Source organism: Sphingomonas sp. 22176, assembly GCF_052045505.1.
GTDB lineage: Bacteria > Pseudomonadota > Alphaproteobacteria > Sphingomonadales > Sphingomonadaceae > Sphingomonas.
In genome coordinates this window covers 372,600-398,419 of the sequence record NZ_JBQEPL010000001.1, presented here as the reverse complement: position 1 = coordinate 398,419, position 25,820 = coordinate 372,600, and the positions used below count along the sequence as shown (strand labels likewise).

Sequence of the window (25,820 nt, the reverse complement as noted above, 5' to 3'; positions counted from 1 at the left end):
CGCGGGGATCCTAGAGGCCCCGCGTTTCCCTTCTCTTTTTTGCCCCGGAGTCCCTGCCCCATGTCGGATAAGATCAATCGCGTCGTCCTCGCCTATTCGGGCGGCCTGGACACGAGCGTGATCCTGAAATGGCTGCAGCAGACCTATAACTGCGAGGTCGTCACCTTCACCGCCGATCTCGGCCAGGGCGAGGAGCTGGAGCCCGCCCGCAAGAAGGCCGAGATGGCCGGCGTGAAGCCCGAGCACATCTTCATCGAGGACGTGCGCGAGGAATTCGTGAAGGACTATGTGTTCCCGATGATGCGCGCCAACGCGCTCTACGAGGGGCTATACCTGCTCGGCACCTCGATCGCGCGCCCGCTGATCGCCAAGCGCCAGATCGAGATCGCCAAGATGGTCGGCGCCGATGCGGTGAGCCACGGCGCCACCGGCAAGGGCAACGACCAGGTCCGCTTCGAGCTCGGCTATTACGCGCTGAACCCGGACATCAAGGTGATCGCACCGTGGCGCGAATGGGACCTGACCAGCCGCACCAAGCTGATCGAGTTCGCGGAATCGCACCAGATCCCGGTGACCAAGGACAAGCGCGGCGAATCGCCCTTCTCGACCGACGCGAACCTTCTCCACACCTCGTCCGAGGGCAAGGTGCTCGAGGATCCGTGGGAGGAAGTGCCCGATTACGTCTATTCGCGCACCGTGAACCCGGAAGACGCGCCCGACACGCCCGAGACGATCACGATCGATTTCGAGCGCGGCGACGGCGTGGCGCTCAACGGCCAGGCGATGTCGCCGGCGACGCTGCTCACCGCGCTCAACGAGCTCGGCCGCAAGCACGGCATCGGCCGGCTCGATCTGGTCGAAAACCGCTTCGTCGGCATGAAGTCGCGCGGCATGTACGAGACGCCGGGCGGCACCATCTATCACCTCGCCCATCGCGGCATCGAGCAGATCACGCTCGATCGCGGTGCCGCGCACTTGAAGGACGAACTGGCGCCGCGCTATGCCGAGCTGATCTACAACGGCTTCTGGTTCTCGCCCGAGCGCGAGATGCTGCAGGCCGCGGTCGACTATAGCCAGGAGAAGGTCACCGGCACCGTGCGGCTCAAGCTGTACAAGGGCAGCGTGATCGTCACCGGCCGCAAGTCGCCCTACTCGCTGTACAGCGAGAAGGTCGTGACGTTCGAGGACGACCAGGGCGCGTACGACCAGCGCGACGCGGCTGGCTTCATCAAGCTCAACGCACTCCGCCTGCGCCTGCTCGGCCGCCGCGAGGGGTAAACGCTACCGCCGTTTCCTCCCCCGGCGCAGCGGGGGGGGACCGCGCCGTGCCAGCGGCGTGGTGAAGGGGCGCCGCGCGATGCGGCGTCCTTTTTTTGTAGGTGCGAGCAGCCCCCTCCACCACTCCCCGGGCTGCGCCCGAGGGAGGAGACGCTCAGGCGCGCACCGCCGCCCGATAGGCGCGCAGGCTGTCCCAGGCATAGAGCGCGCAGCCGGACCAGATCAGCGCGAAGGTGGCGAGGTGCACCGGCAGCACCGGCTCGCCGAACAGCCACACCGCCTCCAGGAACTGCAGCGTCGGTGCGATGTACTGGAGCAGCCCCATGGTCGCATAAGGCAGCCTCTTGGCCGCGGCGGCGAACAGCAGCAGCGGCGTCGCGGTGACGGCGCCCGCCGCGACCAGCAGCAGGTCGATCCGCGTCGAACTGCCGAACGCGGCCGTGCCGGTGTGGTCCGCCCAGAGCAGCACCGCCAGCGCGGCCGGGCCGAGCAGCAGCGTCTCCACCGCCAGGCCGCCCAGCGCATCGATCGCCGCAACCTTGCGGAGCAGGCCATAGCCGCCGAAGCTCAGCGCCAGCGCGAGCGGGATCCACAGCGCGCCGCCGCCGTGCAGCGTCAGCAGCAGGACCCCCAGCGCCGCCAGCCCGATCGCCACGCCCTGCCAGCGCCGCAGCCGCTCGCCGAGGACCAGCATGCCCAGCGCGACATTGACCAGCGGGTTGATGAAATAGCCCAGGCTCGCATCGAGCACATGCGCGTTCTGGACCGCCCAGATATAGACCAGCCAGTTGATCCCGATCAGCGCCGCGCTGCCGAGCAGGAGCAGCAGCGTGCGCCCCCGCGCCGCCGCCGCGATGCCTTTCACCTTGCGCAACGCGATCACGATCACCGCGAGCAACAGCAACGACCACAGCACCCGGTGCGACAGCACCTGCAGCGCGGGAACCGGCTGGAGCAGGTGCAGGTACAGCGGCAGCACCCCCCACATCGCATAGGCGTTGATTCCGAGAAGAAGGCCGGCGCGGTCCGCGCTCTGGGATTGCGTCATGGTCCGTCGATGCCCCTTGCTGCGATGCAGCGCAACCTAGCGAAATTTGGGGACTGCCATGAAAAGCATGGGCGCTTGAGGGTTTTGGCCGCGCTGCTAAGGTCGCGCCCATCCTGTGGGGGGAACCATGATCGAAGACGAAGAAGAAGCGCGCGGCGCCGCGCCCGTTTCGCTGCCGCTGCTCGCCACCCTGGCCGCTGTCGCGTTGCTGGTGATTGCCGCCATCGCGGTGCCGTTGCTGCTGCCGCCGCAACCGCTGGCGGTGCTGATCGGTGCGGGCGTCGCGCTGAGCGTGGTGCTGTGGCTGGCGGTGTTGCTGGCCGTGCTGCGCGGGGCGAGCCTCGGCTGGCGTGCCGGCTCGGCGGTCGTGCTGCTCGCGACCGGTGCGGTCGCCGGCCTGGTCACCAACGGCCAGTTCCAGAGCCGCGCGCGGGTCGATGCGAGCAGCTTCGCCGATGTCGAGCCTACCGCGGACGGCACGCTCCGCTTTCCCGGCGACGCGGCTGGGCGCGGGCCGATCTCGCGCCGCTTCGCGGCGGTGGCGGCGGCAGAGACGGCGGCGCAGCAGCGCTATGGCGAGGGGCTTGCCCGGCTCGGTGCGGCGGCGCTCAACAGTCCCTATCTGCTGACGCAGGACCCGCGCGCGATCGACCATTGCGCGGCGTTCGCGGCGCTGCGCAGCGAGACCGAAAAGGCCGGCACGGCGCAGGCAGCCGAGCGGCGGGCGCTGCGCCAGGCGATCGGCGATGCGCGGCTGCCGGAATCGGCCAAGCACGGCATCACCATGATGGCGGGTGCGGACGGCGAGGATCCGCGCCAGGCGAACCGGCTGGCGATGCTCGACGCCACGCAACAGCTCTGCCAGCTGCTCGCCCGGCGCGGCTGGTACAATCTGGGCGGCCTGTTCGGTTTCCGCGCGCCTGCCGACGAGGCGGCATTCCGCAAGCTCCAGGCGACGCGCCAGCAGCTCGCGGCCGATGCCGAGCAGCTGAATCGCAGCGAGCGGGACCGGATGCTGGAAGGCCGCGAGGCCGTGCGCGACGCGCTAAGCCAGTCGGTCTTCGTCTCGCAGTGACCCGGCGGGGCGGATCGGCGTCGCCGCTTCCGCCCCCACCACCGTGGCCCAGGGGACCACGTCCCAGTACGTGACGAGACCGTTCGTCACATAAGGATCCCGCGCGGCAAAGCTGCGCGCGGCCTCCGCATCGGCGAACAGCAGCAGCGCGCTCTCCGGCGGATCGCCCACCGCCCCGCCGAGGATCAACGTGCCGGCATCCGCCGCCGCCCAGGCAAGCGCCAGATGCGTCTCCCGGAGCGCACCCCGGCGCGCCAGATAATCGGGCGCCAGGGTGTAGCGGAGCAGGACGTGCGCCATGCTCAGTCGGCGAACAGCAGGACCGGCGTCTCGAGCAGCTTCTTGACCGCCTGGATGAAGCTCGCCGCGTCCCAGCCGTCGACGACGCGGTGGTCGCAGCTGATCGACAGGTTCATCAGCTTGGCGCGGACGATCTCGTCGCCGTGGAAGACCGGGCGTTCGACGATCTTGTTCGGGCCGATGATCGCCACTTCGGGCCGGTTGATCACCGGCGTCGTCGCGATGCCGCCGAGCGGGCCGAGCGAGGTGACGGTGAGGGTGGAGCCGCTCAGCTCTTCCGACTTGGCCTTGCCGGTGCGCGCAGCGTCGGCGAGGCGGGTGATCTCGCTCGCCAGCTGCCAGACATTCTTGTCCTGCGCGTCGCGGATCACCGGTACCATTAGCCCGGCATCGGTCTGCGTCGCCATGCCGAGATGGACGCGGCCATGGCGCATGACCACCCCGGCTTCGTCGTCATAGCGGGCGTTGAGCATCGGGAAGTCGGGCAGGGTGCGGCAGAGTGCTACGATCAGCAACGGCAGCAGGGTCAGCTTGGGGCGCTGGCCGCGATTGTCGTTGAGGTCGGCGCGCATCGCTTCCAGCGCGGTGACGTCGATCTCGTCGACATAGGTGAAGTGCGGGATGGCGCGCTTCGACGCGGCCATGTTCTCGGCGATGCGGCGGCGCATGCCGATCACCTTCACCGGCTGGTCCTCGCGGGCGCGGCTGGCGTGCGGCGCGTGATAGCCCTGTGCGCTGCCATAGCGGAGGAACGCGTCGAGATCGGCGTGGCGGAGGCGGTCGCCCTCGGCCGGCTTCACCTGCGCGAGGTCGATGCCGAGGTCGGCGGCGCGGGCGCGCACGGCGGGGGAGGCGAGGACCTTGATTTCCTGCGCTCCCCCTCCCGCGTGCGGGAGGGGGCTGGGGGGTGGGCCCCCGGCATCCACAGGAGCATCGCTGGTGGAGAGCGAGGGCCCACCCCCGGCCCCTCCCGCAGGCGGGAGGGGAGCGCTGGCTTCAGCGCTCACAGCTTCCTCGACCCCAGGATTCTCGGCCTCGACCTGCTCCTCGACGGTGGTCTCCGCCTCGGCCGCAGCCTCACCCTCACCCTCAACCTCGATCACCATCAGCGCCGAGCCGATCGGCACCTGGTCGCCCACCTCACCGGCGAGCTCGACCACCACGCCGAAGACGGGCGATTCCATCTCCACCGTGGCCTTGTCGGTCATCATGTCGGCGACCTGCTGGTCTTCCTCGACGCGGTCGCCGATCTTCACATGCCAGGCGACGATCTCGGCCTCGGCAATGCCTTCGCCGATGTCCGGCAGACGAAAGGTAAAACGAGCCATGGGCGTCAGTCCTTGAGGAGTTTGTTGAGTGCCTCGCGGATCCGCACCGGACCCGGGAAATAGGCCCATTCGAGGCTGTGGGGATAAGGCGTGTCGAAGCCGGTCACGCGGGCGATCGGCGCTTCGAGATGGTAGAAGCAGCGCTCCTGCACCAGCGCCGACAATTCCGCACCAAAGCCGGAGGTGCGCGTCGCCTCATGAACGATCATGCAGCGGCCGGTCTTCTTGACCGAGGCCTCGATCGCTTCGATGTCGAGCGGCACCAGCGTGCGCAGGTCGATGATTTCGGCATCGACACCCAGTTCCTCGATCGTCGCGGCGACAACGTGGACCATCGTGCCGTAGCAGAGGATCGTCACCGCCTCGCCTTCGCGGACCGTGGCGGCCTTGCCGAGTTCGACGCGGTAATAGCCCTCGGGCACTTCGCTCGCGGGATGCGCGGTCCAGTTCTTGGCCGGGCGATCATAATGGCCGTCGAACGGGCCGTTATAGATGCGCTTGGGCTCGAGGAAGAGGACGGGGTCGTTGTCCTCGATCGCGGCGATCAGCAGGCCCTTGGCATCATAGGGGGTCGACGGGATCACCGTCTTGATGCCCGAGACATGGGTGAAGATGCCCTCGGGCGACTGGCTGTGCGTCTGGCCGCCGAAGATGCCGCCGCCATAGGGCGAGCGCACCGTGATCGGCGCGGTGAAGTCGCCGTTCGAGCGATAGCGCAGCCGCGCCGCCTCGGAGACCAGCTGGTCGAGCGCCGGGTAGATGTAATCGGCGAACTGGATCTCGGGCACGGGGCGCAGGCCATAGGCGCCCATGCCGATCGCCACGCCGATGATGCCAATCTCGGTGATCGGCGTGTCGAAGGCGCGGGTCTTGCCATATTTGGCCTGTAGCCCGGCGGTTGCGCGGAACACGCCGCCGAAATAGCCGACATCCTCGCCCATCACGACGACCTGGTCGTCGCGCTCCATCATCACGTCCATGGCGGAGTTGATCGCCTGGATCATGTTCATGCGGGGGGTGTCGCTCATATGCCTGCCGCCTTGCGCTCGGCGATCATCTGGTCGCTCTGTTCCTTCAGGTGCCAGGGGATGGTCTCGAACACGCCCTCGAACATCGTCTCGAACGGCTGGTGCATGCCATGGCCGAGGATGCCGTTCTTCTCGGCTTCCTTCTGCGCGCGCTTCACCGTCTCGGCGAGTTCGAGGTCCATCGCCGCATGGCGTTCCTCGTCCCATTCGCCGAGGCCGATCAGATGGTCCTTCAGCCGTCGGATCGGATCGCCGAGCGGCCAGGCATTGGGCTCGCCGGCCGAGCGGTAGGCGCTGGGATCGTCGGAGGTGGAGTGGCCCTCGGCGCGATAAGTGAAATGCTCGATCAGCGTCGGTCCCTGGTTGGTCCGCGCGCGCTCGGCCGCCCATTGGGTGGCGGCATAGATTGCCAGCGCATCATTGCCGTCGACCCGCAGTCCGGCGATGCCATAGCCGATCGCGCGCGCCGCGAAGGTGGTCGCCTCGGCACCGGCAAAGCCCGAAAAGCTCGAGATCGCCCATTGGTTGTTGACGACGTTGAAGATCACCGGCGCGCGGTAAACGGTCGCGAAGGTCAGCGCCGAGTGGAAGTCGCCTTCCGCGGTCGAGCCCTCGCCGCACCAGGTGGCGGCGATGCGGGTGTCGCCGCGCGCCGCGCTCGCCATCGCCCAGCCCACCGCCTGCGGATATTGGGTGGCGAGGTTGCCGGAGATCGAGAAGAAGCCGGTTTCCTTCGACGAATACATGATCGGCAGCTGCCGGCCCTGCAGCGGATCGCCTCGGTTCGAGTAGATCTGGTTCATCATCTCGACCAGCGGATAGCCGCGGGTGATGAGGATGCCCTGCTGGCGATAGCTGGGGAAGCACATGTCGTCGCCGGCCATCGCCAGCGCGGCCGAGACGGACACCGCCTCCTCGCCGGTCGACTTCATGTAGAAGCTGGTCTTGCCCTGGCGCTGGGCGCGGAACATGCGCTCGTCGAACGCGCGGGTGAGCGCCATGCTGCGCAGCATTTTGCGCTTGGCCTCCGCGTCGAGCCGAGGATCCCAGGGGCCGACGGCGTTGCCGGCGTCGTCGAGGACGCGGACCAGGCCATAGGCGAGTTCGTGGAATCGATCGGCCGGTTCGGCGGTGTCCGGGCGGCGCGCGGCGCCGGCGGGGGGCACGACAAGATCGCTGAAATCGGCCTCGTCGCCGGGGCGAAAGCGCGGCTCGGGCACATGCAGCGATAGCGGCGGCAGGTTGGCGCGCGGGGCGTCCACCGTCATGGTCTCTCCATCAGATACGGCCCGTGTCGTCACGGACAACGCACGAACTCGAATTGCGCAAGGCTGTTATAAAATTTCAACGCGTCTGTCGAGATGGGACAGCAGGGCTGGCCTAAAAATTTGGGACAGCGAGCCCGATTGACTCGCACGCCAATTAGAACAAAATAGGAACGAACGAGTCGGACCTTCATCAACCCCCGAGCGAGTCGCCGTGCCCGATCCTGCCACTCTCGACCAGTTGCGCGCAATGCTCAGCGCACTCGACGGCACCGGGTTCCGTCGGCGCCCGGTACTGCCGTTCGGGCTGGAGCGGCTCGATTCGAAGCTGGCCGACGGGGGTCTGCGGCTCGATGCGCTGCACGAGATTGCGGGCGCCACGCCGGACCTGACCGACGATTGCGCCGCCACCACCTTCATCGGTGGGATCGCCGCGCGCTGCTGGGGGCCGGTGCTGTGGGTGGTGCGGCGGCGCGACCTGTTCGCGCCTGGCCTCGCGCAGGTCGGGCTCGATCCCAAGCGCGTCATCTATGTCGAGGCGCGGGACGACGACGAACTGCTCGCGATCATGGAGGAAGGGCTGCGCCATCGCGGGCTCGGTGCGGTGATCGGCGAAGTGAAGCGGCTCGCCATGCCGGCGACGCGGCGGCTGCAGCTGGTGGCCGAGGGGGGGCGCACGATCGCCCTGCTGCTCAAGCGCCATGCCCGCGAGGGGAGCGATCCGCTGGGCGCACCGTCCGCCGCGGTGACGCGCTGGCGGATCGGCTGCGCGCCCTCGGCGCCGCTGCCGGTAGAGGGCGTCGGGCGGCCGCGCTGGGAGCTGTCGCTGGCGCGGCAACGTGGGGGGGAATCGTTCCAACTCTTGGTGGAGGCCTGCGATGCAACGGGTCGCTGCGCTCTTCCTGCCCCACTGGTCGCTCGACCGCGTGCGGCGGGCCGAGCGACACGCGCTGCCGCCGCCTGAGCGGGGCTGGGCGCACGCCAAGGACGAGGCTGCTCCTGTCTCCCTCCCGCCTACGGGATGTGCTGACGGTAAGATGGCGGATTCCGCTACCACCTGCGCTCCCCTTCCGCTTGCGGGGGGGGACGGGGGAGGGGCTGATCTCAGTATAGTACATCCTCTCCACGTCAGTCCCTCCCCCATCCCCTCCCGCGAGCGGGAGGGGAGCGAAGACTTGGAGGGGCTCGCCCAGGCACAAGCGCTCGCCGCCGCCGAGCAGGAAGCCGCCTGTTCCGTCCAGCGCGGCGGCGGCTGGCGGCCGGGCGCGCGCTGGGCGCGGGCCGCGCGCGACGCCGCCATCGCCGCACTTCCGCCGCACCAGCGGCCGCCGATGCGCGAGCTCGGCCGGCGCAGCGAGGCGGCGGACCATGCCTTCAAGCGGATGCGCCCCGACGAAGGCGGCGCGATGGCGGGCGGCGCGGTGCGGCTGCCGCTGGTGGCGCGTGCGGCTGCGCCGGCACCGCTTCCCCAGCCGTCATCCCGGCGAAAGCCGGGATCCATTCGGCTGGCGGATTCGGCTTCTTCTCCAGCGGAGAAGGCAATGGACCCCGGCTTTCGCCGGGATGAAGAGAGGCGGGCGGATACCCCTCGCGTCCTCTCCCGCCGCACCGGCAGCCGCAGCGAAGTCGCCGCCGCCTGTCCTGCAGCGTTCGCCGCGGGCATCCGCATCGGCATGGCGCTCACCCAGGCCCGCGCGCTGGTGCCCGAGCTGCGCGTCGACCCCGCCGACCCGGAAGGCGACCGCGCCGATCTCGAACGGCTGGCGCACAGCCTCGCCCGCCGCTGGTCGCCCAGCGTTACCCTTGCCGGCGACGACCTGCTGTTCCTCGACCTGACCGGCGTCGCGCATCTCCATGGCGGCGAGGTGCGGATGCTGCGCCGGTTGCACGCGCTGCTCGCCCGGCTGGGCTTTGCCGCGAAGATCGCCGTCGCCGACACTCCCGGTGCCGCCTGGGCGTTCGCACGCTTCCGCCCCGAGACGCTGCTCCTTTGCCCGCCCGGCGAGCATGCCGCCTGGCTCGCGCCCTTGCCCGTCGAGGCGCTGCGGCTGGAGAATGACGCGCTCGACCTGCTCCACCGGCTCGGCGTCGACAGCATCGGCCAGCTCGCGGCGCTCCCCCGCGCGCCGCTGGTCCGCCGTTTCGGTACCGTCATCGCCGCGCGGCTCGACCAGGCGCTGGGCCGTATTCCGGAACCGGTCACCCCGGTCACCCCGCCCGAGCCGATCGCTGTCACCCAGCGTTTCGCCGAGCCGATCGCCACCCCCGAGGCGATCGCCCACTGGCTGGGCGACCTTGTCCATCGCCTCGCCGAAGCACTGGCGGAAGCGGGGCAGGGCGCGCGCCGCATCGGGCTGGTCGCCGACCGGGTGGACGGCGTACCCCAGCGGATCGGCATCGGCCTTGCCCGCGCCAGCCGCGATCCGGCGCATCTGCTTCGCCTGCTCGCCAGCCGGATCGACCAGATCGAGCCCGGCTATGGCCTCGACGCGATGACGCTGCATTTGCTGCGCAGCGAACCCCTGGGCGCGCTGCCGGTCGACGAGCGGCTGGATGCCGAGACAGTGCCCGATCTCGCCCCGCTGATCGACACGCTGGCGACGCGGATCGGCATGGCGCGGCTGTGGCGGATGCGGGCCGTAGAAAGCGACGTGCCCGAACGCTCGGCCGCCGCACTCCCGCCGCTCGACCCGCCCGAGCGCGAGGCGCCGCCGATGAAGGCCGACGATGTCCGCCAACTGGATCGGGGCGCCCCGCTGCCGCCCTGGCATCCCGACTGGCCGCGCCCGATCCGCCTGCTCCGCCGGCCCGAGCGGCTCGACCATGTCGTCGCGGCCCTCCCCGACCAGCCGCCGCGTCGCTTCACCTGGCGGGGCGAGCGGCACGAAGTGGTCCGCGCCGACGGGCCCGAGCGCATCCATGGCGAATGGTGGAAGCGCGCCGCCGAGACGCACGCCACGCGCGACTATTTCCGCGTCGAGGATGAGCGCGGCCGCCGCTACTGGCTGTTCCGCCAGGGCGACGGCGAGCGCCAAGTGACCGGCGATCTCAGCTGGTACCTCCACGGCCTGTTCGGGTAACGCCCATGTACAGCGAACTCCAGGTCACCAGCCATTATTCCTTCCTGCGCGGCGCCTCTGCCCCCTCCGAGCTGTTCGAGGCCGCGGCGGCGTACGGCATGCCCGCGCTCGGCATCACCGATCACAACAGCGTCGGCGGAATCGTCCGCGGGCTGGTCGCGGCGGAAGAGACCGGCGTGCGGCTGGTCACCGGCTGCGGGCTGGACCTGACCGATGGCAGCGGCGTGCTGGTCTGGCCGGAGGATCTCGCCGCATGGTCGCGGCTCACCCGGCTGCTCAGCATCGGCAAGGCGCGGGCGGATGCGCAGCATGGCGAGAAGGGGCAGTGCTTCCTCCACTGGGAGGATGTCGCGGGCCATGCCGACGGCCTCGTCGCCGCGCTGGTGCCCGGCATGGCAGATAGTGGCGACCCGGCGGCACTGCGCTGGATGGCGGATGTGTTCGGGGATCGCGGCCATGTCGCGCTCACCCGCCATCGCCGCCCGCAGGAGGCGGTGCGGCTGCATGGGCTGGCAGAGGCTGCCGCCGCGCATGGCCTGACCCCGCTCGCTACCGGCGACGTGCTCTACCATCATCCCGACCGGCGGATGCTGCACGACGTGATGACCGCGATCCGCCACACCACCACGGTCGACGATCTCGGTTTCCGCCGCGCCCGCAGCGCCGACCGGCACCTCAAGCCGCCGCACGAAATGGCGCGCCGCTTTGCCGCCTGGCCCGAGGCGCTGCAGGCGGTGGAGGCCGTGGTCGAGCGCTGCGCCTTCAATCCGCGCGAACTCGGCACGCTCTATCGCTATCCGGACGAAGTGGTGATGTCGGACCGCAGCCCGCAGGAGGCGCTGGCCAAGCTCGCCCGCGACGTGCTCGCGGCCAAGTTCCCGGCAGGGCCGCCGTCCGCTTATGCCGAACTGCTGGAGAAGGAGCTGCGGCTGGTCGAGAAGTTCGGCTACGCGCCCTATTTCCTCACCGTCCATTCGATCGTCCGCTTCGCCCGCGCGCAGGAGATCCTGTGCCAGGGGCGGGGGAGCGCGGCCAATTCGCTGATCTGCTTCCTGCTCGGCGTCACCTCGATCGACCCGGTCTATCACAAGCTGCTGTTCGAACGCTTCCTCTCGGAGGATCGCAACGAGCCCCCCGATATCGATGTCGATTTCGAGCATGAGCGGCGCGAGGAAGTGATCCAGTGGATCTACGAGACCTATGGCGCGCGCCATGCAGCACTCACCGCGGTGGTCAGCCGCTATCGTACCAGGGGGGCGGTGCGCGAGGTGGGGAAGGCGCTGGGGCTGTCCGAGGACGTGACCGCCGGACTGGCGGGGCAGGTGTGGGGCTGGTCGAACGAGGGCGTGAGCGAGGCCGATGCCGCCGCGCTCAACCTCGATGCCAGCGAGCCGCGGCTGGCGCTGACGCTCGACCTCGCCCGCCAGCTGATCGGCACCCCGCGCCACCGCTCGCAGCATCCCGGCGGCTTCGTGCTGGCCCAGGCGAACCTGGACGAGATCGTGCCGATCGAGCCCGCGGCGATGGTCGACCGGCGCGTGATCGAATGGGAGAAGGACGATATCGAGACGCTCGGCCTGATGAAGGTCGACATTCTCGGGCTCGGCATGCTCGGCTGCATGCGGCGCGCGTTCGATCTGCTCGAGCAGCACAAGGGGGTGAAGCTTACCCTGGCGTCGGATGCGATGCAGGAGGATGATCCCGCCACCTTCGCGATGATCCAGAAGGCCGACACGCTCGGCACCTTCCAGATCGAGAGCCGGGCGCAGATGTCGATGCTGCCGCGGCTGAAGCCCAAGGTGTTCTACGATCTCGTCATCCAGGTCGCGATCGTGCGGCCGGGACCGATTCAGGGCGACATGGTCCACCCCTATCTGCGCCGGCGCGAGGGCAAGGAGAAGGTCGAATATCCGAGCGACGAGCTGAAGGACGTGCTCGACAAGACCTTCGGCGTGCCGCTGTTCCAGGAACAGGCGATGAAGGTGGCCATCGTCGGCGCGGGGTTCGAGCCCGCCGAGGCCGATGCGCTGCGCCGCGCGATGGCGACGTTCAAGTCGACCGGCGGCGTCACCCATTTCAAGGAGAAGATGATCAGCGGGATGCTCAAGAAGGGCTATACCCAGGACTTCGCCGAGCGCACCTTCAAGCAGATCGAGGGCTTCGGCAGCTACGGCTTTCCCGAGAGCCACGCGGCCAGCTTCGCCAAGATCGCCTATGCGTCGAGCTGGATGAAGTGCCACCACCCGGACATCTTCTGCGCGGCGCTGCTCAACGCCCAGCCGATGGGATTTTATGCCCCGGCGCAGATCGTCCGCGATGCCCGCGAGCACGGCGTCGAGGTGCGCGCGGTGTGCGTCAACGACAGCGACTGGGATACGCGGGTGCTGGCATCTTCCTCTTCCCACGCCGGGGAAAAATTATTGCCTCTACGTCTCGGCATGCGCGTCGTGCAGGGGCTGTCGGCGCGCGATGCGGACGCGATCCTCGCCGCGCGTGCCGAGCGGCGCTTCACCTCGATCGAGGACGTCTGGCGCCGTGCCCGTGTCTCTCCCGCCGCGCTGGAGAAGCTCGCGCGCGCCGATGGCTTCCGCGCCCTCGGGCAGGATCGCCGCCAGGCGCTCTGGGCGATCAAGGCGCTCGATCAGGCACCGCTGCCGCTGTTCGCCGGGATCGAGGGGCCGATCCAGGCCGCCGAGCCGGCGGTGACGCTCGCGCCCCTCACCGCGGGGCGTGAAGTGGTCGAGGACTACCGCGCCACCCAGCTGAGCCTGCGCGCGCACCCGCTCCATTTCCTCCGCGGCACGCTCGCCGCGCGCCGCATCCGGCCCTGCGGCGACCTCAAGACGCTCAAGGACGGCACGCGGGTGGAGGTGGCGGGCATCGTGCTCGTCCGCCAGAAGCCGGGCAGCGCCAAGAGCATCTTCCTGACGCTGGAGGACGAGACCGGCATCGCCAATGCGATCGTCTGGCCGGCGCGCTTCGCGCTCTATCGCCCGATCATCCTCGCCGCGCCGATGATCGCGGTGCGCGGCCGTCTCCAGCGCGAGGGCGAGGTGCTGCACCTGATCGCCGAGACGATTACCGACCTGACCGAACTGCTGCGCAGCGTCGGCGCAATCGACCTGCCGCGGATGACGATGCCGGGCGACGGCGCGACGCATGGCGGCACGATCGATTCGCGGGATAGCAAGGTCACCCGTGCCACCGACCCCGCCCACGCTTATCCGAAGCAGCGCACGCCCGAGAGCTGGCCGTCGCGGCGCGAGGACATCATCCCCATCAAGTCGCACGATTTCCACTGACGGCGGGCGCGGCGTCCTCGCTGAACGCCGCGCGCGCGCAGATCAGCCCACCACCACCGTCTGCTCGATCGTGCCGAAGATCGGATGGTGCTTGTCGTCCTCCGCCCAGATCCGGATCGTGTCGCCGGCCTTGAGGAACGGGGTCTCGGCGCTCCCACGCAGGATCGTCTCGACGGTGCGCACCTCGGCCAGGCAGCAATAGCCCTTGCCCCCTTCGCCGATCGGCTTGCCGGGGCCGCCATCGGCGTCGCGGTTGGACACGGTGCCCGATCCGACGATCGTGCCCGCACCCAGCGCGCGGGTCTTCGCCGCATGCGCGATCAGCGTGCCGAAGTCGAAGGTCATGTCCTCGCCCGCATCGACCCGGCCGAAGGGCTTGCCGTTGAGGTCGACCATCAGCGTGCGGTGGAGCTTGCCGACCTGCCACCAGTCGCCCAGTGCGTCCGGCGTCACGAACACCGGCGAGAAGGCGCTGGCCGGCTTGGACTGGAAGAAGCCGAAGCCCTTGGCGAGTTCGCCGGGGATCAGGTTGCGCAAGCTGACGTCGTTGGTGAGCCCCACCAGTCGTACCGCCGCCAGTGCTTCCTCGCGGCTCGCACCCAGCGGCACGTCGCCGGTGACCACCACCACTTCGGCCTCGAGGTCGCAGCCCCAGCTCTCGTCCTTGAGCGGAATCGAATCGCGCGGGCCCAGGAACCCGTCGGATCCCCCTTGGTACATCAACGGATCCTGCCAGAAGCTCTCGGGCAGCTCGGCACCGCGCGCCTGCCGCACCAGCGCGACATGGTTCACATAGGCCGAGCCGTCCGCCCATTGATACGCCCGGGGCAGCGGGGCCGATGCCTGGCGCTCGTGAAAGCGCATCATCGGGATGGTCTCATGCTCGAGGTCGGTGGCGAGGTTGCGCAGATCGCCTTCCACCCGCTCCCAATCGTCGAGCGCTGCCTGCAGCGTCGGGGCGATGTGGCTGGCATCCGCGCACCAGGCGAGATCGTTCGAAACGACGACGAGCGTGCCGTCGCGGCCCTGCTTGAGGCTGGCTAGTTTCATTTGACACCATCTCCTTCGGCGGTCGCTTTAGTGCAACCTCGCGGAACACGGAACCGTAACCCGTTGCTACGTATTTTGCCCAGTCGCATTGACTTCGGGCTGGGCCATGATCAACGAATTGCACATGGCCGCGCCGCTTCGCTTTCTGGACCATGGTGGCGACATGGCCGAACGAATCCGGTCGTTCGATTGGGCCGGTCACCCCTTTGGCCCGCCGGAGACCTGGTGCGAGCCGCTGCGCTTCACCGTCGACATGATGCTGGCCTCGCGCTTTCCCAAGGCGCTCTACTGGGGCCCTGACTTCCGGCTGCTCTACAACGATGCCTGGGCGCCGATCGCGGCCGATCGCCATCCCTGGGCGCTGGGGCGTGCCGGTGGCGAGGTATGGGCCGAAATCTGGGACGTGATCAGGCCGCAGATGGAAGAGGTGGTCGCCACCGGCCGCGGCTTCGCGGTCTACGACCAGCTGCTGCGTATGGCGCGGGACGGCGTGCCGCGCGACACCTGGTGGAACTACAGCTTCACGCCGATCCGCGATGCCGAAGGGCGCGTGCTTGGCATCCTCAACCAGGGCAACGAGACGACGCGGGTGGTGCTTGCCGAGCGCGCCAAGCAGGCCGAAATCGAGCGGCTGCGCGACTATTTCGAGCAGGCGCCCGGTGCGGTGGCGCTGCTGGACGGCCCGGAACATCGCTTCGTTCTTGCCAATCCGGCCTATCTCGAACTGGTCGGTCGTGAAGCAGTGGTGGGGCGCTCGGTCGCGGAGGCGCTGCCCGAGGTGATCGAGCAGGGCTATGTCGAGGTGCTCGACCAGGTGTATCGCAGCGGGGCGCCCTATCGGGCGCTCGGTCGCGACGTGCTGTTGCAGCGTCGATCGGATACTGCGCCCGAACGCCGCGTGCTCGATTTCGCGTTCCAGCCGATCAAGGACTCGCTCGGCGCCTGTACGGGCATCTTCATTTCCGCCGCCGACATCACCGAGCGGGCGGTGGCCGAAGAGGCGCTGCGGCGGAGCGAGGAGCGGCTGCAACTCGCGCTCAACGCCTCGACCGGGATCGGCACCTGGGACTGGACGGCGGAAAGCGGCCGGGTGACCGGCGACGAGCGCTTCGCCGCGCTCTTCGGCATCGATCCCGAGCGGGTCGCGAACGGCGGTGCGTTCGATACGGTGCTCAATCTCCTCCACCCGGATGATCGCCTCCGCATTGCGCTGGAAGTGCGCCAATCGATTGCTGATCGCGCGCCGCTGAAGCTCGAGTTCCGCGTGGTCCGCCCCGATGGAGAGGTGCGCTGGCTGCTCACCCAGGGACGCTGCACGTTCGATGCCGAGGGGCGGCCGGTGCGTTTCCCCGGCGTCAGCTTCGACATCACCGATCGCAAGCTGGCCGAGGAAGCCGCGCAGGAGGCGGCCGAGGAGCTGCGTTCCGCCACCGAGTCGCAATCCTTTCTGCACGGACTCGCCGAACGCCAGCGCGCGCTCGACACCCCCGATGCGATCATGGAACTGACCGCCGCCGAACTCGGCGCGAAGCTGGGGCTCGCCCGCGTCGGCTTCTACCGGGTCACCGGCGAGGTGATCCATCTGGGACCGTGCTGGACCGACGGCAGCCTGCCGAAGTTCGCCGGCCAATGGCGGCTGGATGCGGTCGCGCCGCTGGTCGAGCGCTACCGCCAGGGCCGCACCGTCACCTTCGACGACAGCCGCACGGAATTTCCTCATACCGAACTTAGCAAGCTGTCACCCTCGGCGATCGGCGTGCCGTTGCTGCGCGGCGGGCAGTGGGTGGCCACCTTCTATGCCAATGGCGCGGGGCCGCGGACATGGCTGCCCGAGGAGATCGCCTTCGTCGAGATGGTGGTCGAAACCACCTGGGATTCGGTCGAGCGCGCCGATGCGGTGCTGGCGCTGCGCGAAAGCGAGGCACAGTTCCGCGCGATCACCAATTCGATCGATCACATGGTCTGGTCCGCCGATGCCGAAGGGGGCGTCGATTTCTACAACGACCGCTGGTACGATTATACCGGCGTCGAGCGCGGGAGCACCGACGGCCACGCCTGGGGCCGGGTGCTCCACCCCGGCGACCAGCGGCGCGCGGCGGCGGTTTGGGAGCATAGCGTCCGCACCGGCGAGCTCTACCGGATCGAATATCGCATGCGGCATCATAGTGGCATCTATCGCTGGGCGCTCGGCCGCGCGCAGCCGCTGCTCGACGAGACCGGCCGCATCGTCCGCTGGTTTGGCACCAGCACCGACATCCAGGACATCGTCGATGCGCGCGAAGTGCTCGCCCGCTCGCGCGAGGAGCTGGAAGCCGCCGTGCGCGAGCGGACCGAGCGGCTGATGGCGGCCGAAGCGCAGCTCCGCCAGGCGCAGAAGATGGAGGCGGTGGGCCAGCTGACCGGCGGTATCGCGCATGACTTCAACAACATGCTCGCGGTGGTGATCGGCGCGCTCGATTTGATGGAGCGCCGCGTCGCCCAAGGGCGCACCGATATCGACCGCTATCTGATCGCCGCGCGCGACGGAGCGAGCCGCGCCGCCGCGCTCACCCAGCGGCTGCTCGCCTTTTCGCGCCGCCAGCCGCTCGCGCCGACCGCACTCGACGTGAACGACATGCTGGGCGGCATGATCGAGCTGCTGGTGCGCACGCTGGGCGAGAGCGTGGTGATCGAGACCCAGTTTGCCCGCCGGCTGGATCCGGTGGTGGCGGATCGCAACCAGCTCGAGAACGTCGTGCTCAACCTGGCCGTGAACGGCCGCGATGCGATGCCCGAGGGTGGCACGCTGACGATCGAGACCGAGCAGGTGGCAATCGACGCCGACGAGGCCGTCCGCTGCGAAATCGCTGCGGGCGATTTCGTCGAGATCCGTATCCGCGATTCGGGTGTGGGCATGCCGGCCGAGATCGCGGCGCGGGCCTTCGATCCGTTCTTCACCACCAAGGGTGTCGGCAAGGGTACCGGGCTGGGGCTCAGCCAGGTGTTCGGATTCGTCCGCCAGTCGGGCGGCCATGTCACGATCGAGAGCGAACCGGGGCAGGGCACCTGCGTGCGGGTGCTGCTGCCGGCGCAACCGGAGGCGGTGCCGACTCCTGCCGCGAGCAGCATCGAGCGCGAACTGCCCCGCGGCAACCTTAGCGAAGTGATCCTCGTCGTGGAGGACGAGGATCGGGTCCGCACCTATTCGGTCGAGGCGCTGCGCGAGCTCGGCTACGGCGTGGTCTTCGCCCGTGACGGGATCGAGGCGCTGCGGCTGCTCGAACGCGGGCAGAAGGTCTCGTTGCTGTTCAGCGACGTGGTGATGCCCGAGATGAGTGGCCGCGAGCTGGCGATCCGGGTACGCGAGCGGATGCCCGCGCTGAAGGTATTGCTCACCAGCGGCTATGCGCCGGATGCGCCGATGGCGAGCAGCGACGAAAACATCCTGCCCAAGCCGTTCGACATCGCCGCGCTGGCCACCGCGATCCGCGCCGCGCTGGACGGGTGACGGCAGGAAAGGCTTGACCTTACCGGCCGGGTTCGCCATTCGCGCCGCGGCTTCGGGCGACGCGTCCGGTTGACCAGTCCCTGCCGCCGAGTCCTGTCGAAGGGCGGCCAGGGTCCGCCCGGCAGGCGGAGGACGTGTATTCATGGCAAATGTGGCAGTGATCGGCGCTCAGTGGGGCGACGAAGGCAAGGGCAAGATCGTCGACTGGCTCGCCGAGCGCGCCGACGTGGTCGTCCGCTTCCAGGGCGGGCACAATGCCGGCCACACGCTGGTGATCGGCGAGAAGGTCTACAAGCTCTCGCTGCTGCCCTCGGGCATCGTCCGCGGCACGCCCAGCGTGATCGGCAATGGCGTGGTGCTCGATCCCTGGGCGCTCAAGGCCGAAGTCGAGAAGCTGCGCGACCAGGGCGTCGACGTGACTCCGGATACCCTCAAGATCGCCGATACCTGCCCGCTGATCCTGCCCTTCCACCGCGATCTCGACGCGCTGCGCGAAGACGCCAGCGGCGCCGGCAAGATCGGTACCACCCGCCGCGGCATCGGCCCGGCCTATGAGGACAAGGTCGGCCGCCGCGCCATCCGGGTGTGTGATCTCGCCAATCTCGATGCGATCGGGCCGCAGGTCGATCGCCTGGCGGCGCACCACGATGCGCTGCGCGCCGGCTTCGGCCAGCCGCCGATCGATCGGGAAGGCCTGCTCGAGGAACTGCGCGGCATCGCCGGCTTCGTGCTGCCCTTCGTCCAGCCGGTGTGGAAGATGCTCAACGAGGCGCGCTCGCGCGGCCGTCGCATCCTGTTCGAAGGCGCGCAAGGCGTGCTGCTCGACATCGACCATGGCACCTATCCGTTCGTCACCTCGTCCAACACCGTATCGGGCACCGCGGCGAGCGGCAGCGGCATGGGCCCGGGTGCCGTGGGCTTCGTGCTCGGCATCGCCAAGGCCTATACCACCCGCGTCGGATCGGGCCCGTTCCCGAGCGAGCTGGACAATGACGTGGGCGAGCGGCTCGGCACGCGCGGCCATGAGTTCGGCACCGTCACCGGCCGCAAGCGCCGCTGCGGCTGGCTCGATGCGGTGCTGCTGCGCCAGTCGGTTGCGGTCTCGGGCATCACCGGCATCGCGCTGACCAAGCTCGACGTACTGGACGGGTTCGACGAAATCCAGGTCTGCACCGGCTATCGCCTGAACGGCGAGGTGCTCGACTATTATCCCGCCAGCGCCCCCGACCAGGCGGCGGTGGAGCCGATCTACGAGACGATGGAAGGCTGGTCCGAATCCACCTTTGGCGCGCGCAGCTGGGCCGAACTGCCGGCGCAGGCCATCAAGTACATCCGCCGCGTGGAAGAGCTGATTCAGTGCCCGGTCGCGCTGGTCTCGACCAGCCCGGAGCGCGAGGACACGATCCTCGTTCGCGACCCCTTCGCCGACTGACGCGAAAGCGCCCGGTCCTCGGGGGGAGGGCCGGGCGCTTCGTTGCTCAAGGCGAGGGGCTGAAAGGGGGAAAGACCCCGCGCCGAGCTACGCTCGTCAGCGCAATTTAGCGCGGACGCTTGCGCTTCGGCTTGTCGCCGGTCTGGTCACCCGTGGTGGTGCCGGTCGTGCTTGCGCTCGGGTCCGTGGGCGAGGTCGTGGTGGTGGACGAATCCGGGCTGTTCGTCGTGCCGGCGCCCGTGGTGCCGCCCGGCGTCGTCGTGGTGGACGGGTTCATCGACGGATCGGTCGGCGAGGTCGTCGTCTGGCCCGGCGTGGTGCTCTGGTCCATGGTCGAACCACCCGGCGTCGTCTGGCCCGGCGTGGTCTGCTGGGCAAATGCGGCCGGGGCTGCGATCAGCGAAGCGGCGGCGAGAATGGTCTTGATGTACATTACACGGCATCCTTCTGTTGTTCATGCCAACGGAAGAATAACCATCCTGTACGCCGGAAGTCTCACCAGCTGATTTCAGTTAATCGATTAAAACCAACAGGACGGGGACGAGTCGAGCGGAAGGTCAGCCGACCTGTGCCCGATGCAGCAATTTCTGGTCTGCCAGCACCAGCGCTACCATTGCTTCGACGACGGGTACGCCGCGGATGCCGACGCAGGGATCGTGACGACCCTTGGTACGGATCTCGCTGGCTTCGCCCTCGCGGGTGACGGTCTCGACCGGGATCAGGATCGAGCTGGTCGGCTTGAACGCGACGCGCATCCGCACCGGCTGGCCCGTGGCGATGCCGCCCGCGATGCCGCCGGCATGGTTGGCGAGGAAGGCGACGCCGCCATCATTGCCGGGGCGCATCGCATCGGCATTCTCTTCGCCGCGCAGCGCTGCCGCGGCAAAGCCGTCGCCGATCTCGAAGCCCTTCACCGCGTTGATCGACATGCACGCCGCCGCCAGTTCGCTGTCGAGCTTGGCATAGAGCGGTGCGCCCCAGCCGGCGGGCACGCCGGTCGCCTCGCACGCCACGACGGCGCCGAGCGAGGAACCGTCCTTGCGCGCCGCGTCAACCAAGGCTTCCCAGCGCTGTGCGGCGTCTGGATCGGGGCAGAAGAACGGGTTGTTGCCGATCTCGGTTGCGTCGAACTTCGCATAGTCGATCGTGTCGCCGCCGATCGCCTCGACCCAGGCGGTGATCGTCACCTCCGGGATCACCAGCCGCGCGACCGCACCGGCTGCTACGCGGGCTGCCGTCTCGCGCGCCGAGGAACGGCCGCCGCCGCGATAGTCGCGGAAGCCGTATTTCTGGTCATAGGCATAGTCGGCATGCCCCGGGCGATAGGCCTTGGCGACCTCCGAATAGTCCTTGGAGCGCTGGTCGACATTGTCGATGTGGAGCGCGATCGGCGTGCCCGTCGTGCGGCCCTCGAACACGCCGGAAAGGATGCGGACCTGGTCCGGCTCCTGCCGCTGGGTGGTGAAGCGCGACTGGCCGGGGCGGCGGCGATCGAGGAAGGGCTGGAGGTCGCCCTCGCTGAGCGTCAGCCCCGGCGGGCAGCCATCCACCACGGCGCCGAGCGCGGGACCATGGCTCTCGCCCCAAGTGGTGAAGCGGAATACGCGACCGAAGCTGTTGAACGACATCGGCGCACGCCCTCCGTCTGGGTTGAAACCGCGGGCCGTTTCGCAGGTGTCGCGCGCGGCTGCAACCCGTTCAGACGATCTCGAACAACCCTGCCGCGCCCATGCCGCCCGCCGTGCACATCGAGACCACGACGTAGCGCACACCGCGCCGACGCCCCTCGATCAGCGCATGGCCGACCAGCCGGCTGCCCGTCATGCCGAAGGGATGGCCGATCGCGATCGCGCCGCCGCTGACGTTGAGCCTCTCCGGATCGATGCCCATCGTGTCGCGGCAATAGAGGCACTGGCTGGCGAACGCCTCGTTGATCTCCCAAAGACCGATATCCTCGACCTTCAAGCCGGCGCGGGCGAGCAGCTTGGGCACGGCGAAGACGGGGCCGATCCCCATTTCCTCGGGTTCGCAGCCCGCGACCTGGAAGCCGCGATAGATGCCGAGGATCGCGCAGCCTTCCGCTTCGGCGGTCTTGCGGTCCATCAGGATCTGCGCGGCGGCCCCGTCGGAGAGCTGGCTGGCATTGCCGGCGGTGACGTGGCGCCCCTCGGCCACGAACGCGCCGTCCTTCCATACCGGCTTGAGGCCGGCGAGCACCTCCGCGGTGGTGCCGGGGCGGATACCTTCGTCCTGGGTGACCGTGACGGTCTCGCTGCCGGTGCGATTGCCCGCCTTGTCGAGCACGGCCTTGGTGACGGTGATGGGGGCGATCTCGGCCTCGAAGGCGCCGCGGGTGAGCGCGTCGGCGGCGCGCTGCTGGCTGGTGGCGGCAAAGGCGTCCTGCGCTTCCCGCGAAATGCCATAGCGTTCGGCGACGATCTCCGCAGTCTCGATCATCGGGATATAGGCGGCGGGCACCCGATCCGTGACCGAGCGGTTCGCATAGCGCGGCGCGTTGGCCATGGTGAGGCTGACCGAATCCATGCCGCCGGCCAGCGCCACGTCGATCTCGTCGGTCATGATCGAGCGGGCGGCGAGTGCGATGGCGGTGAGGCCCGATCCGCATTTCCGGTCGAGGCTGAACGCCGGCACGCTGTGGGGGATGCCCGCGGCGAACAGCGCCATGCGCGCCATGTTGGCGCCTTGCGTGCCCCATGGGTTGCCCATGCCGTAGAACACATCGTCGATCCGCGCGGGATCGATGCCGGCGCGTTCCACCGCCGCGTTCATCACATGCGCGGCGAGCACCGGCGCTTCGGTATCGTTGAAATAGCCCCGGCCCGCCTTGCCGATGCCGGTGCGGGCGGTGGAGACGATCGCGGCTTCGCGCATGGCACCCTCTCGTTGTTTCGAGTTTCGGGTACGCTTCCGCCATCAAGCGGCGGATTGCAACCGCCTCAGTCGCGGAACTGAGGGCTGCGCTTCTGCATATTGGCCATCACCGCCTCGATCTGGTTGGGCGAGCGCAGCAGCGCCGCCTGCTCCACGCTCTCCGCCACCAGCACCGCGGCAGCATCGCCCTCCTGGTTGGCGAGCCGCTTGGCGGCGCGGATCGCGTCCGGACTGCGACCGGCAATGGTGCGGGCAAGCGCGAGCGCCTCGGCATGGGGGTCCTCGGCCAGCCGGGTGACGAAACCGAAGCTCTGCGCCTCGGCCGCGTCAAACTCGCGGGCGGTGTAGGTGAGTTCGCGCAGCACGTCGTCGCGGACTGTGTCGCGCCAGAGCACGAAGCCGGCCATGTCGGGCACGATGCCCCATTTGAGTTCCATCACCGACAGCCGCGCGTCGGGCGCGGCGATCCGGATGTCCGCGCCGCTCGCGATCTGCAGCCCGCCGCCGAACGCCACGCCGTGGACCGCCGCGATTACCGGCACCGGCAGCGTCCGCCAGCCCCAGGCGACCTGCTGGAAGCTGTTGGCCAGCCCATGGCTGCGCGCGGCGAGATCGGTGCCCGCGCCGGCGCTGGCCATGCTCGCCATGTCGAGCCCGGCGCAGAAGGCGCGCCCCTCGCCGGACAGCACCACGGCGCGCAGGCCGGGTGTTTTGCCGAGCGTGTCGATTGCGGTCAGGATGCCGTCGAACATGGCGGGATCGAGCGCGTTCATCTTGTCCGGTCGGGCGAGCCGCACATCGGCCACGCCCTGCTCGATCGTCCAGGTCACGCGCTCGCTCATTCCGTCATCCTCTCTCGTGCTGGTCGCGATAGTGGGGCGAAGCATTTGCGCGGGCAAGATGCGCTCGCTAGAAAAGCCGGTATGTCCCAGTCCAGCGATCCCGCGGCGCCGCCCCGGTTCGATCCGCGCGCCTTCTTCGCGCTCCGCTTTCCCAACCATGGCAGCCGCCTGGGCGTGGCGCATCGCGACCATGGCGAGGACTGGTCCGAGCTGGAACTGCCCTGGCGCGCCGATCTGGTGGGGCAGGAGGAAACCGGCGTGCTCGCCTCGGGGCCGATCCTCGCGCTGATGGACATGGCGAGCAGCGTCGCGGTGTGGCTCAAGGTGGGCAAGTTCCTGCCGCATGCGACGCTCGACCTGCGAATCGATTATCTGCGGCCTGCGCGCACGGGCCAGACGGTGATCGGGCGCTGCGAGTGCTACCGGCTCACCCGCTCGATCGCGTTCGTGCGCGGCCAGGCGCATGACGGTGATCCGGCCGATCCGCTGGCGCATGTCGCGGGGACCTTCATGGCAGCGGAGGGTTACTGGTGAAGCTACCTCCGTATGCCGAGTTGCTAGGGCTGACGGTCGAGCCGGGGGCGGACGCGCCGGTGCTGGTGATGCCCTTCTCGGGCGACGTGGTCGGGCGACCGGGCTTCCTGCACGGCGGCGCGATCGGCGGGCTGCTGGAGATGGCGGCAGTCAGTGCGCTGCTCCAGGCGCTGGCGGCGGAAGGCGGGGCTAAGGTGAAGCCGGTCAACGTCACCGTCGATTACATGCGCGGCGGTCGCGAGAAGGAGACGCGCGCCAAGGGCACGGTGACCCGGCTGGGCAACCGGGTGGCGAATGTCAGCGCGGTGGCGTGGCAGGACGAGGAAGACCGGCCGATCGCCGCCGCGCGGATGAACTTCCTGATCGTGCGGTAATGCAAATCCTCCCCTGCAAGGGGAGGGGGACCGCCGCCGAAGGCGGTGGTGGAGGGGTGTCCCCGCCGCAATGGAAGTCTGCCCTTCCAGCGTCGACACCCCTCCGTCAGGCCTGCGGCCTGCCACCTCCCCTTGCAGGGGAGGATCGGCGTGGCCTCACTTCTTCGGGCTGACCCGCATCAGCCAGCCGCCATCCCCCTTGGCGCCGTCCTGCAGCAGCCACAGCGAGCCGTCCGGCCCCTGGGCGACATCGCGGATGCGCATGCCCATGTCCCACTGGTCTGCCTTGCGGGCATTGGTGCCGTCGAGCGCGATGCGGATCAGTGCCTGGCCGGACATCGCCCCCATCAGCAGCGACCCCTTCCACTGCGGGAACTCGCTGCCGGTGTAATAGATCAGCCCCGACGGCGAGATCGAGGGCACCCAGTAGAGCTTGGGCAGCTCATAGCCGTCGCCCGCCTTGGGCTTGGGGATCGGCTTGTTGTTGTAATTCTCGCCGAACGAGACGTTGGGCCAGCCATAGTTGCGGCCCTTGACGATCAGGTTGAGTTCGTCGCCGCCCTGGGGACCCATCTCATGCTCCCAAAGATTGCCCGAGGCATCGAAGACGAGGCCGTACGGATTGCGGTGGCCGCTGCTCCAGATCGAAGCGGGGGCGGGGTTAGGGCCGTCGAAGGCGAAGGGATGGCCCTTGGCGGTCTTGGCGGCTTCGGTGTCCTCGGGCGGATCGATGACCTGCACGCTGGTCGCGCCGACCTTGCCGGCATCCGGATTGTCCGAGGCCGGCTTGCCGTCGAGCGTCAGGTGCAGGATCTTGCCGATCGCCTGGTTGGGGTCCTGCGCGGGCGTGAAGCGCTGGCGCTCGCCCGAGGACAGGAACAGCGACTTGCCGTCCGGCGCGAAGGCAATGACCGCGCCGAACTGGCCGCCGTCGCCATCCGCGCCGCTGCGGAACAGCACCTCCACATTGTCGAGTCGCGGCGCCATCGCCTTGCCGCGGGTGAGCTTGGCGCGAGCGAGCGCCAATGCGCTGCCGTTCGCGCGCGGTTCCGAATAGGTGAAGTAGATCGTGTTGCTGCTGGCGAAGTCCGGCGCGGGTGCCACGTCGAGCAGGCCGCCCTGGCCGCCGGCGGCGACCTTGGGCACGCCGCTCACCGCCTGCGCCTTCTGGTTGACCTCCCAATATTGCAGCTGCCCGGCCTTCTCGGTCACCAGCGCGGCGCCGTCGGGCAGGAAGGCAAGCGCAAAGGGCGAATCGAAATCGGCGACCCGCGTCGCGGCGAACGGCACGCCGGCGGGCAGCGGGGCGGGGGTGCCGCTCGGCACCGGCAACGGTGTCGGCGTGGCGGGGGTGCCGGTCGGCTGCTGGGCATTGGAGCCGGGCGACGAGCAGGCGGCGGCGAACAAGACGGGGATCAGCAGCAGCGATCGGGGCATGGGAAATCCTCTCCGGCGATGGTTCGGCCACGAACGCAGCCGGTTTTGCAACGTGTTGCAACGACTTT

The 25,820-nt window shown here is 69.0% G+C and carries 20 protein-coding genes; 9 read left to right on the top strand and 11 right to left on the bottom strand.

Annotation, left to right across the window (positions count from 1 at the left end):
- Window positions 1-60 precede the first annotated feature (60 nt).
- The gene (locus ACTJKY_RS01820) at window positions 61-1,278 is read left to right on the top strand and encodes an argininosuccinate synthase (protein WP_093296086.1); all 1,218 of its coding nucleotides are present in this window, start codon (window positions 61-63) and stop codon (window positions 1,276-1,278) included.
- A 154-nt stretch (window positions 1,279-1,432) separates the two neighbouring features.
- Here the strand turns inward: ACTJKY_RS01820 and rarD are convergent, their stop codons facing one another.
- Complete coding sequence (rarD, locus tag ACTJKY_RS01815; RefSeq protein WP_440843791.1) at window positions 1,433-2,326, bottom strand: EamA family transporter RarD; 894 nt, start codon at window positions 2,324-2,326, stop codon at window positions 1,433-1,435.
- Window positions 2,327-2,453: 127 nt separating this feature from the next.
- On the opposite strand from rarD, the gene ACTJKY_RS01810 reads away from it, so the two are divergent.
- Complete coding sequence (locus ACTJKY_RS01810; protein WP_440843790.1) at window positions 2,454-3,401, top strand: hypothetical protein; 948 nt, start codon at window positions 2,454-2,456, stop codon at window positions 3,399-3,401.
- Here the strand turns inward: ACTJKY_RS01810 and ACTJKY_RS01805 are convergent.
- The 4 genes from ACTJKY_RS01805 to ACTJKY_RS01790 are packed head-to-tail and all read right to left on the bottom strand — an operon-like array spanning window position 3,372 to window position 7,325.
- On the bottom strand, window positions 3,372-3,701 hold the full coding sequence (locus tag ACTJKY_RS01805; protein WP_440843789.1) for a YciI-like protein: 330 nt from the start codon (window positions 3,699-3,701) through the stop codon (window positions 3,372-3,374). The two genes, ACTJKY_RS01810 and ACTJKY_RS01805, sit on opposite strands and share 30 nt — an antisense overlap.
- Window positions 3,702-3,703: 2 nt before the next feature.
- A complete protein-coding gene (locus ACTJKY_RS01800) occupies window positions 3,704-5,029 on the bottom strand; it encodes a dihydrolipoamide acetyltransferase family protein (protein WP_440843788.1) in 1,326 nt (441 codons plus the stop codon).
- A 5-nt stretch (window positions 5,030-5,034) separates the two neighbouring features.
- A complete protein-coding gene (locus tag ACTJKY_RS01795; RefSeq protein ID WP_440845202.1) occupies window positions 5,035-6,039 on the bottom strand; it encodes an alpha-ketoacid dehydrogenase subunit beta in 1,005 nt (334 codons plus the stop codon).
- A gap of 14 nt (window positions 6,040-6,053) precedes the next feature.
- Window positions 6,054-7,325, bottom strand: a complete 1,272-nt coding sequence (locus tag ACTJKY_RS01790) for a 3-methyl-2-oxobutanoate dehydrogenase (2-methylpropanoyl-transferring) subunit alpha (RefSeq protein WP_440843787.1) — start codon at window positions 7,323-7,325, stop codon at window positions 6,054-6,056.
- 247 nt (window positions 7,326-7,572) lie between these two features.
- Here ACTJKY_RS01790 and ACTJKY_RS01785 point away from each other — a divergent pair, with 247 nt between their 5' ends.
- The 3 genes from ACTJKY_RS01785 (at window position 7,573) to ACTJKY_RS01775 (ending at window position 13,704) form a co-directional block, all read left to right on the top strand.
- Window positions 7,573-8,286 carry an ImuA family protein gene (locus tag ACTJKY_RS01785; RefSeq protein WP_440845201.1) on the top strand — a complete coding sequence of 238 codons (714 nt, stop codon included), beginning with the start codon at window positions 7,573-7,575 and terminating at the stop codon, window positions 8,284-8,286.
- A 211-nt stretch (window positions 8,287-8,497) separates the two neighbouring features.
- Window positions 8,498-10,402, top strand: a complete 1,905-nt coding sequence (locus ACTJKY_RS01780) for a DUF6504 family protein (protein WP_440843786.1) — start codon at window positions 8,498-8,500, stop codon at window positions 10,400-10,402.
- Window positions 10,403-10,407: 5 nt separating this feature from the next.
- Window positions 10,408-13,704, top strand: a complete 3,297-nt coding sequence (locus ACTJKY_RS01775) for an error-prone DNA polymerase (RefSeq protein WP_440843785.1) — start codon at window positions 10,408-10,410, stop codon at window positions 13,702-13,704.
- Window positions 13,705-13,746: 42 nt separating this feature from the next.
- Here the strand turns inward: ACTJKY_RS01775 and ACTJKY_RS01770 are convergent, their stop codons facing one another.
- Entirely contained in the window at window positions 13,747-14,754 is a 1,008-nt protein-coding gene (locus tag ACTJKY_RS01770; RefSeq protein ID WP_440843784.1) for a fumarylacetoacetate hydrolase family protein, read from the bottom strand.
- Window positions 14,755-14,860: 106 nt separating this feature from the next.
- Here ACTJKY_RS01770 and ACTJKY_RS01765 point away from each other — a divergent pair, with 106 nt between their 5' ends.
- Both ACTJKY_RS01765 and ACTJKY_RS01760 read left to right on the top strand, forming a co-directional pair.
- Complete coding sequence (locus ACTJKY_RS01765; protein WP_440843783.1) at window positions 14,861-18,241, top strand: PAS domain-containing protein; 3,381 nt, start codon at window positions 14,861-14,863, stop codon at window positions 18,239-18,241.
- A 142-nt stretch (window positions 18,242-18,383) separates the two neighbouring features.
- Window positions 18,384-19,673, top strand: a complete 1,290-nt coding sequence (locus ACTJKY_RS01760; RefSeq protein WP_440843782.1) for an adenylosuccinate synthase — start codon at window positions 18,384-18,386, stop codon at window positions 19,671-19,673.
- Window positions 19,674-19,779: 106 nt separating this feature from the next.
- Here the strand turns inward: ACTJKY_RS01760 and ACTJKY_RS01755 are convergent, their stop codons facing one another.
- The 4 genes from ACTJKY_RS01755 to ACTJKY_RS01740 all read right to left on the bottom strand — a co-directional run bounded on the left by ACTJKY_RS01755 (window position 19,780) and on the right by ACTJKY_RS01740 (window position 23,407).
- Window positions 19,780-20,106, bottom strand: coding sequence for a hypothetical protein (locus ACTJKY_RS01755; RefSeq protein WP_440843781.1), 327 nt, complete (start codon window positions 20,104-20,106; stop codon window positions 19,780-19,782).
- Between the two features lie 124 nt (window positions 20,107-20,230).
- Window positions 20,231-21,301 carry a chorismate synthase gene (gene aroC / locus ACTJKY_RS01750; protein WP_440843779.1) on the bottom strand — a complete coding sequence of 357 codons (1,071 nt, stop codon included), beginning with the start codon at window positions 21,299-21,301 and terminating at the stop codon, window positions 20,231-20,233.
- A gap of 70 nt (window positions 21,302-21,371) precedes the next feature.
- Window positions 21,372-22,565: an acetyl-CoA C-acyltransferase gene (locus ACTJKY_RS01745; RefSeq protein ID WP_440843778.1), complete on the bottom strand. Its 1,194-nt coding sequence runs from the start codon at window positions 22,563-22,565 to the stop codon at window positions 21,372-21,374.
- Window positions 22,566-22,630: 65 nt separating this feature from the next.
- Window positions 22,631-23,407: a crotonase/enoyl-CoA hydratase family protein gene (locus ACTJKY_RS01740; protein WP_440843777.1), complete on the bottom strand. Its 777-nt coding sequence runs from the start codon at window positions 23,405-23,407 to the stop codon at window positions 22,631-22,633.
- 81 nt (window positions 23,408-23,488) lie between these two features.
- Between ACTJKY_RS01740 and ACTJKY_RS01735 the strand changes: the two genes are divergently transcribed.
- Both ACTJKY_RS01735 and ACTJKY_RS01730 read left to right on the top strand, forming a co-directional pair.
- A complete protein-coding gene (locus ACTJKY_RS01735; protein ID WP_294252915.1) occupies window positions 23,489-23,941 on the top strand; it encodes a PaaI family thioesterase in 453 nt (150 codons plus the stop codon).
- Window positions 23,938-24,315 carry a PaaI family thioesterase gene (locus ACTJKY_RS01730; protein WP_440843776.1) on the top strand — a complete coding sequence of 126 codons (378 nt, stop codon included), beginning with the start codon at window positions 23,938-23,940 and terminating at the stop codon, window positions 24,313-24,315. The genes ACTJKY_RS01735 and ACTJKY_RS01730 overlap by 4 nt, the downstream gene beginning before the upstream one ends.
- A gap of 156 nt (window positions 24,316-24,471) precedes the next feature.
- Here ACTJKY_RS01730 and ACTJKY_RS01725 read toward each other — a convergent pair whose 3' ends face one another.
- A complete protein-coding gene (locus ACTJKY_RS01725) occupies window positions 24,472-25,752 on the bottom strand; it encodes a PQQ-dependent sugar dehydrogenase (protein WP_440843775.1) in 1,281 nt (426 codons plus the stop codon).
- Window positions 25,753-25,820 lie beyond the last annotated feature (68 nt).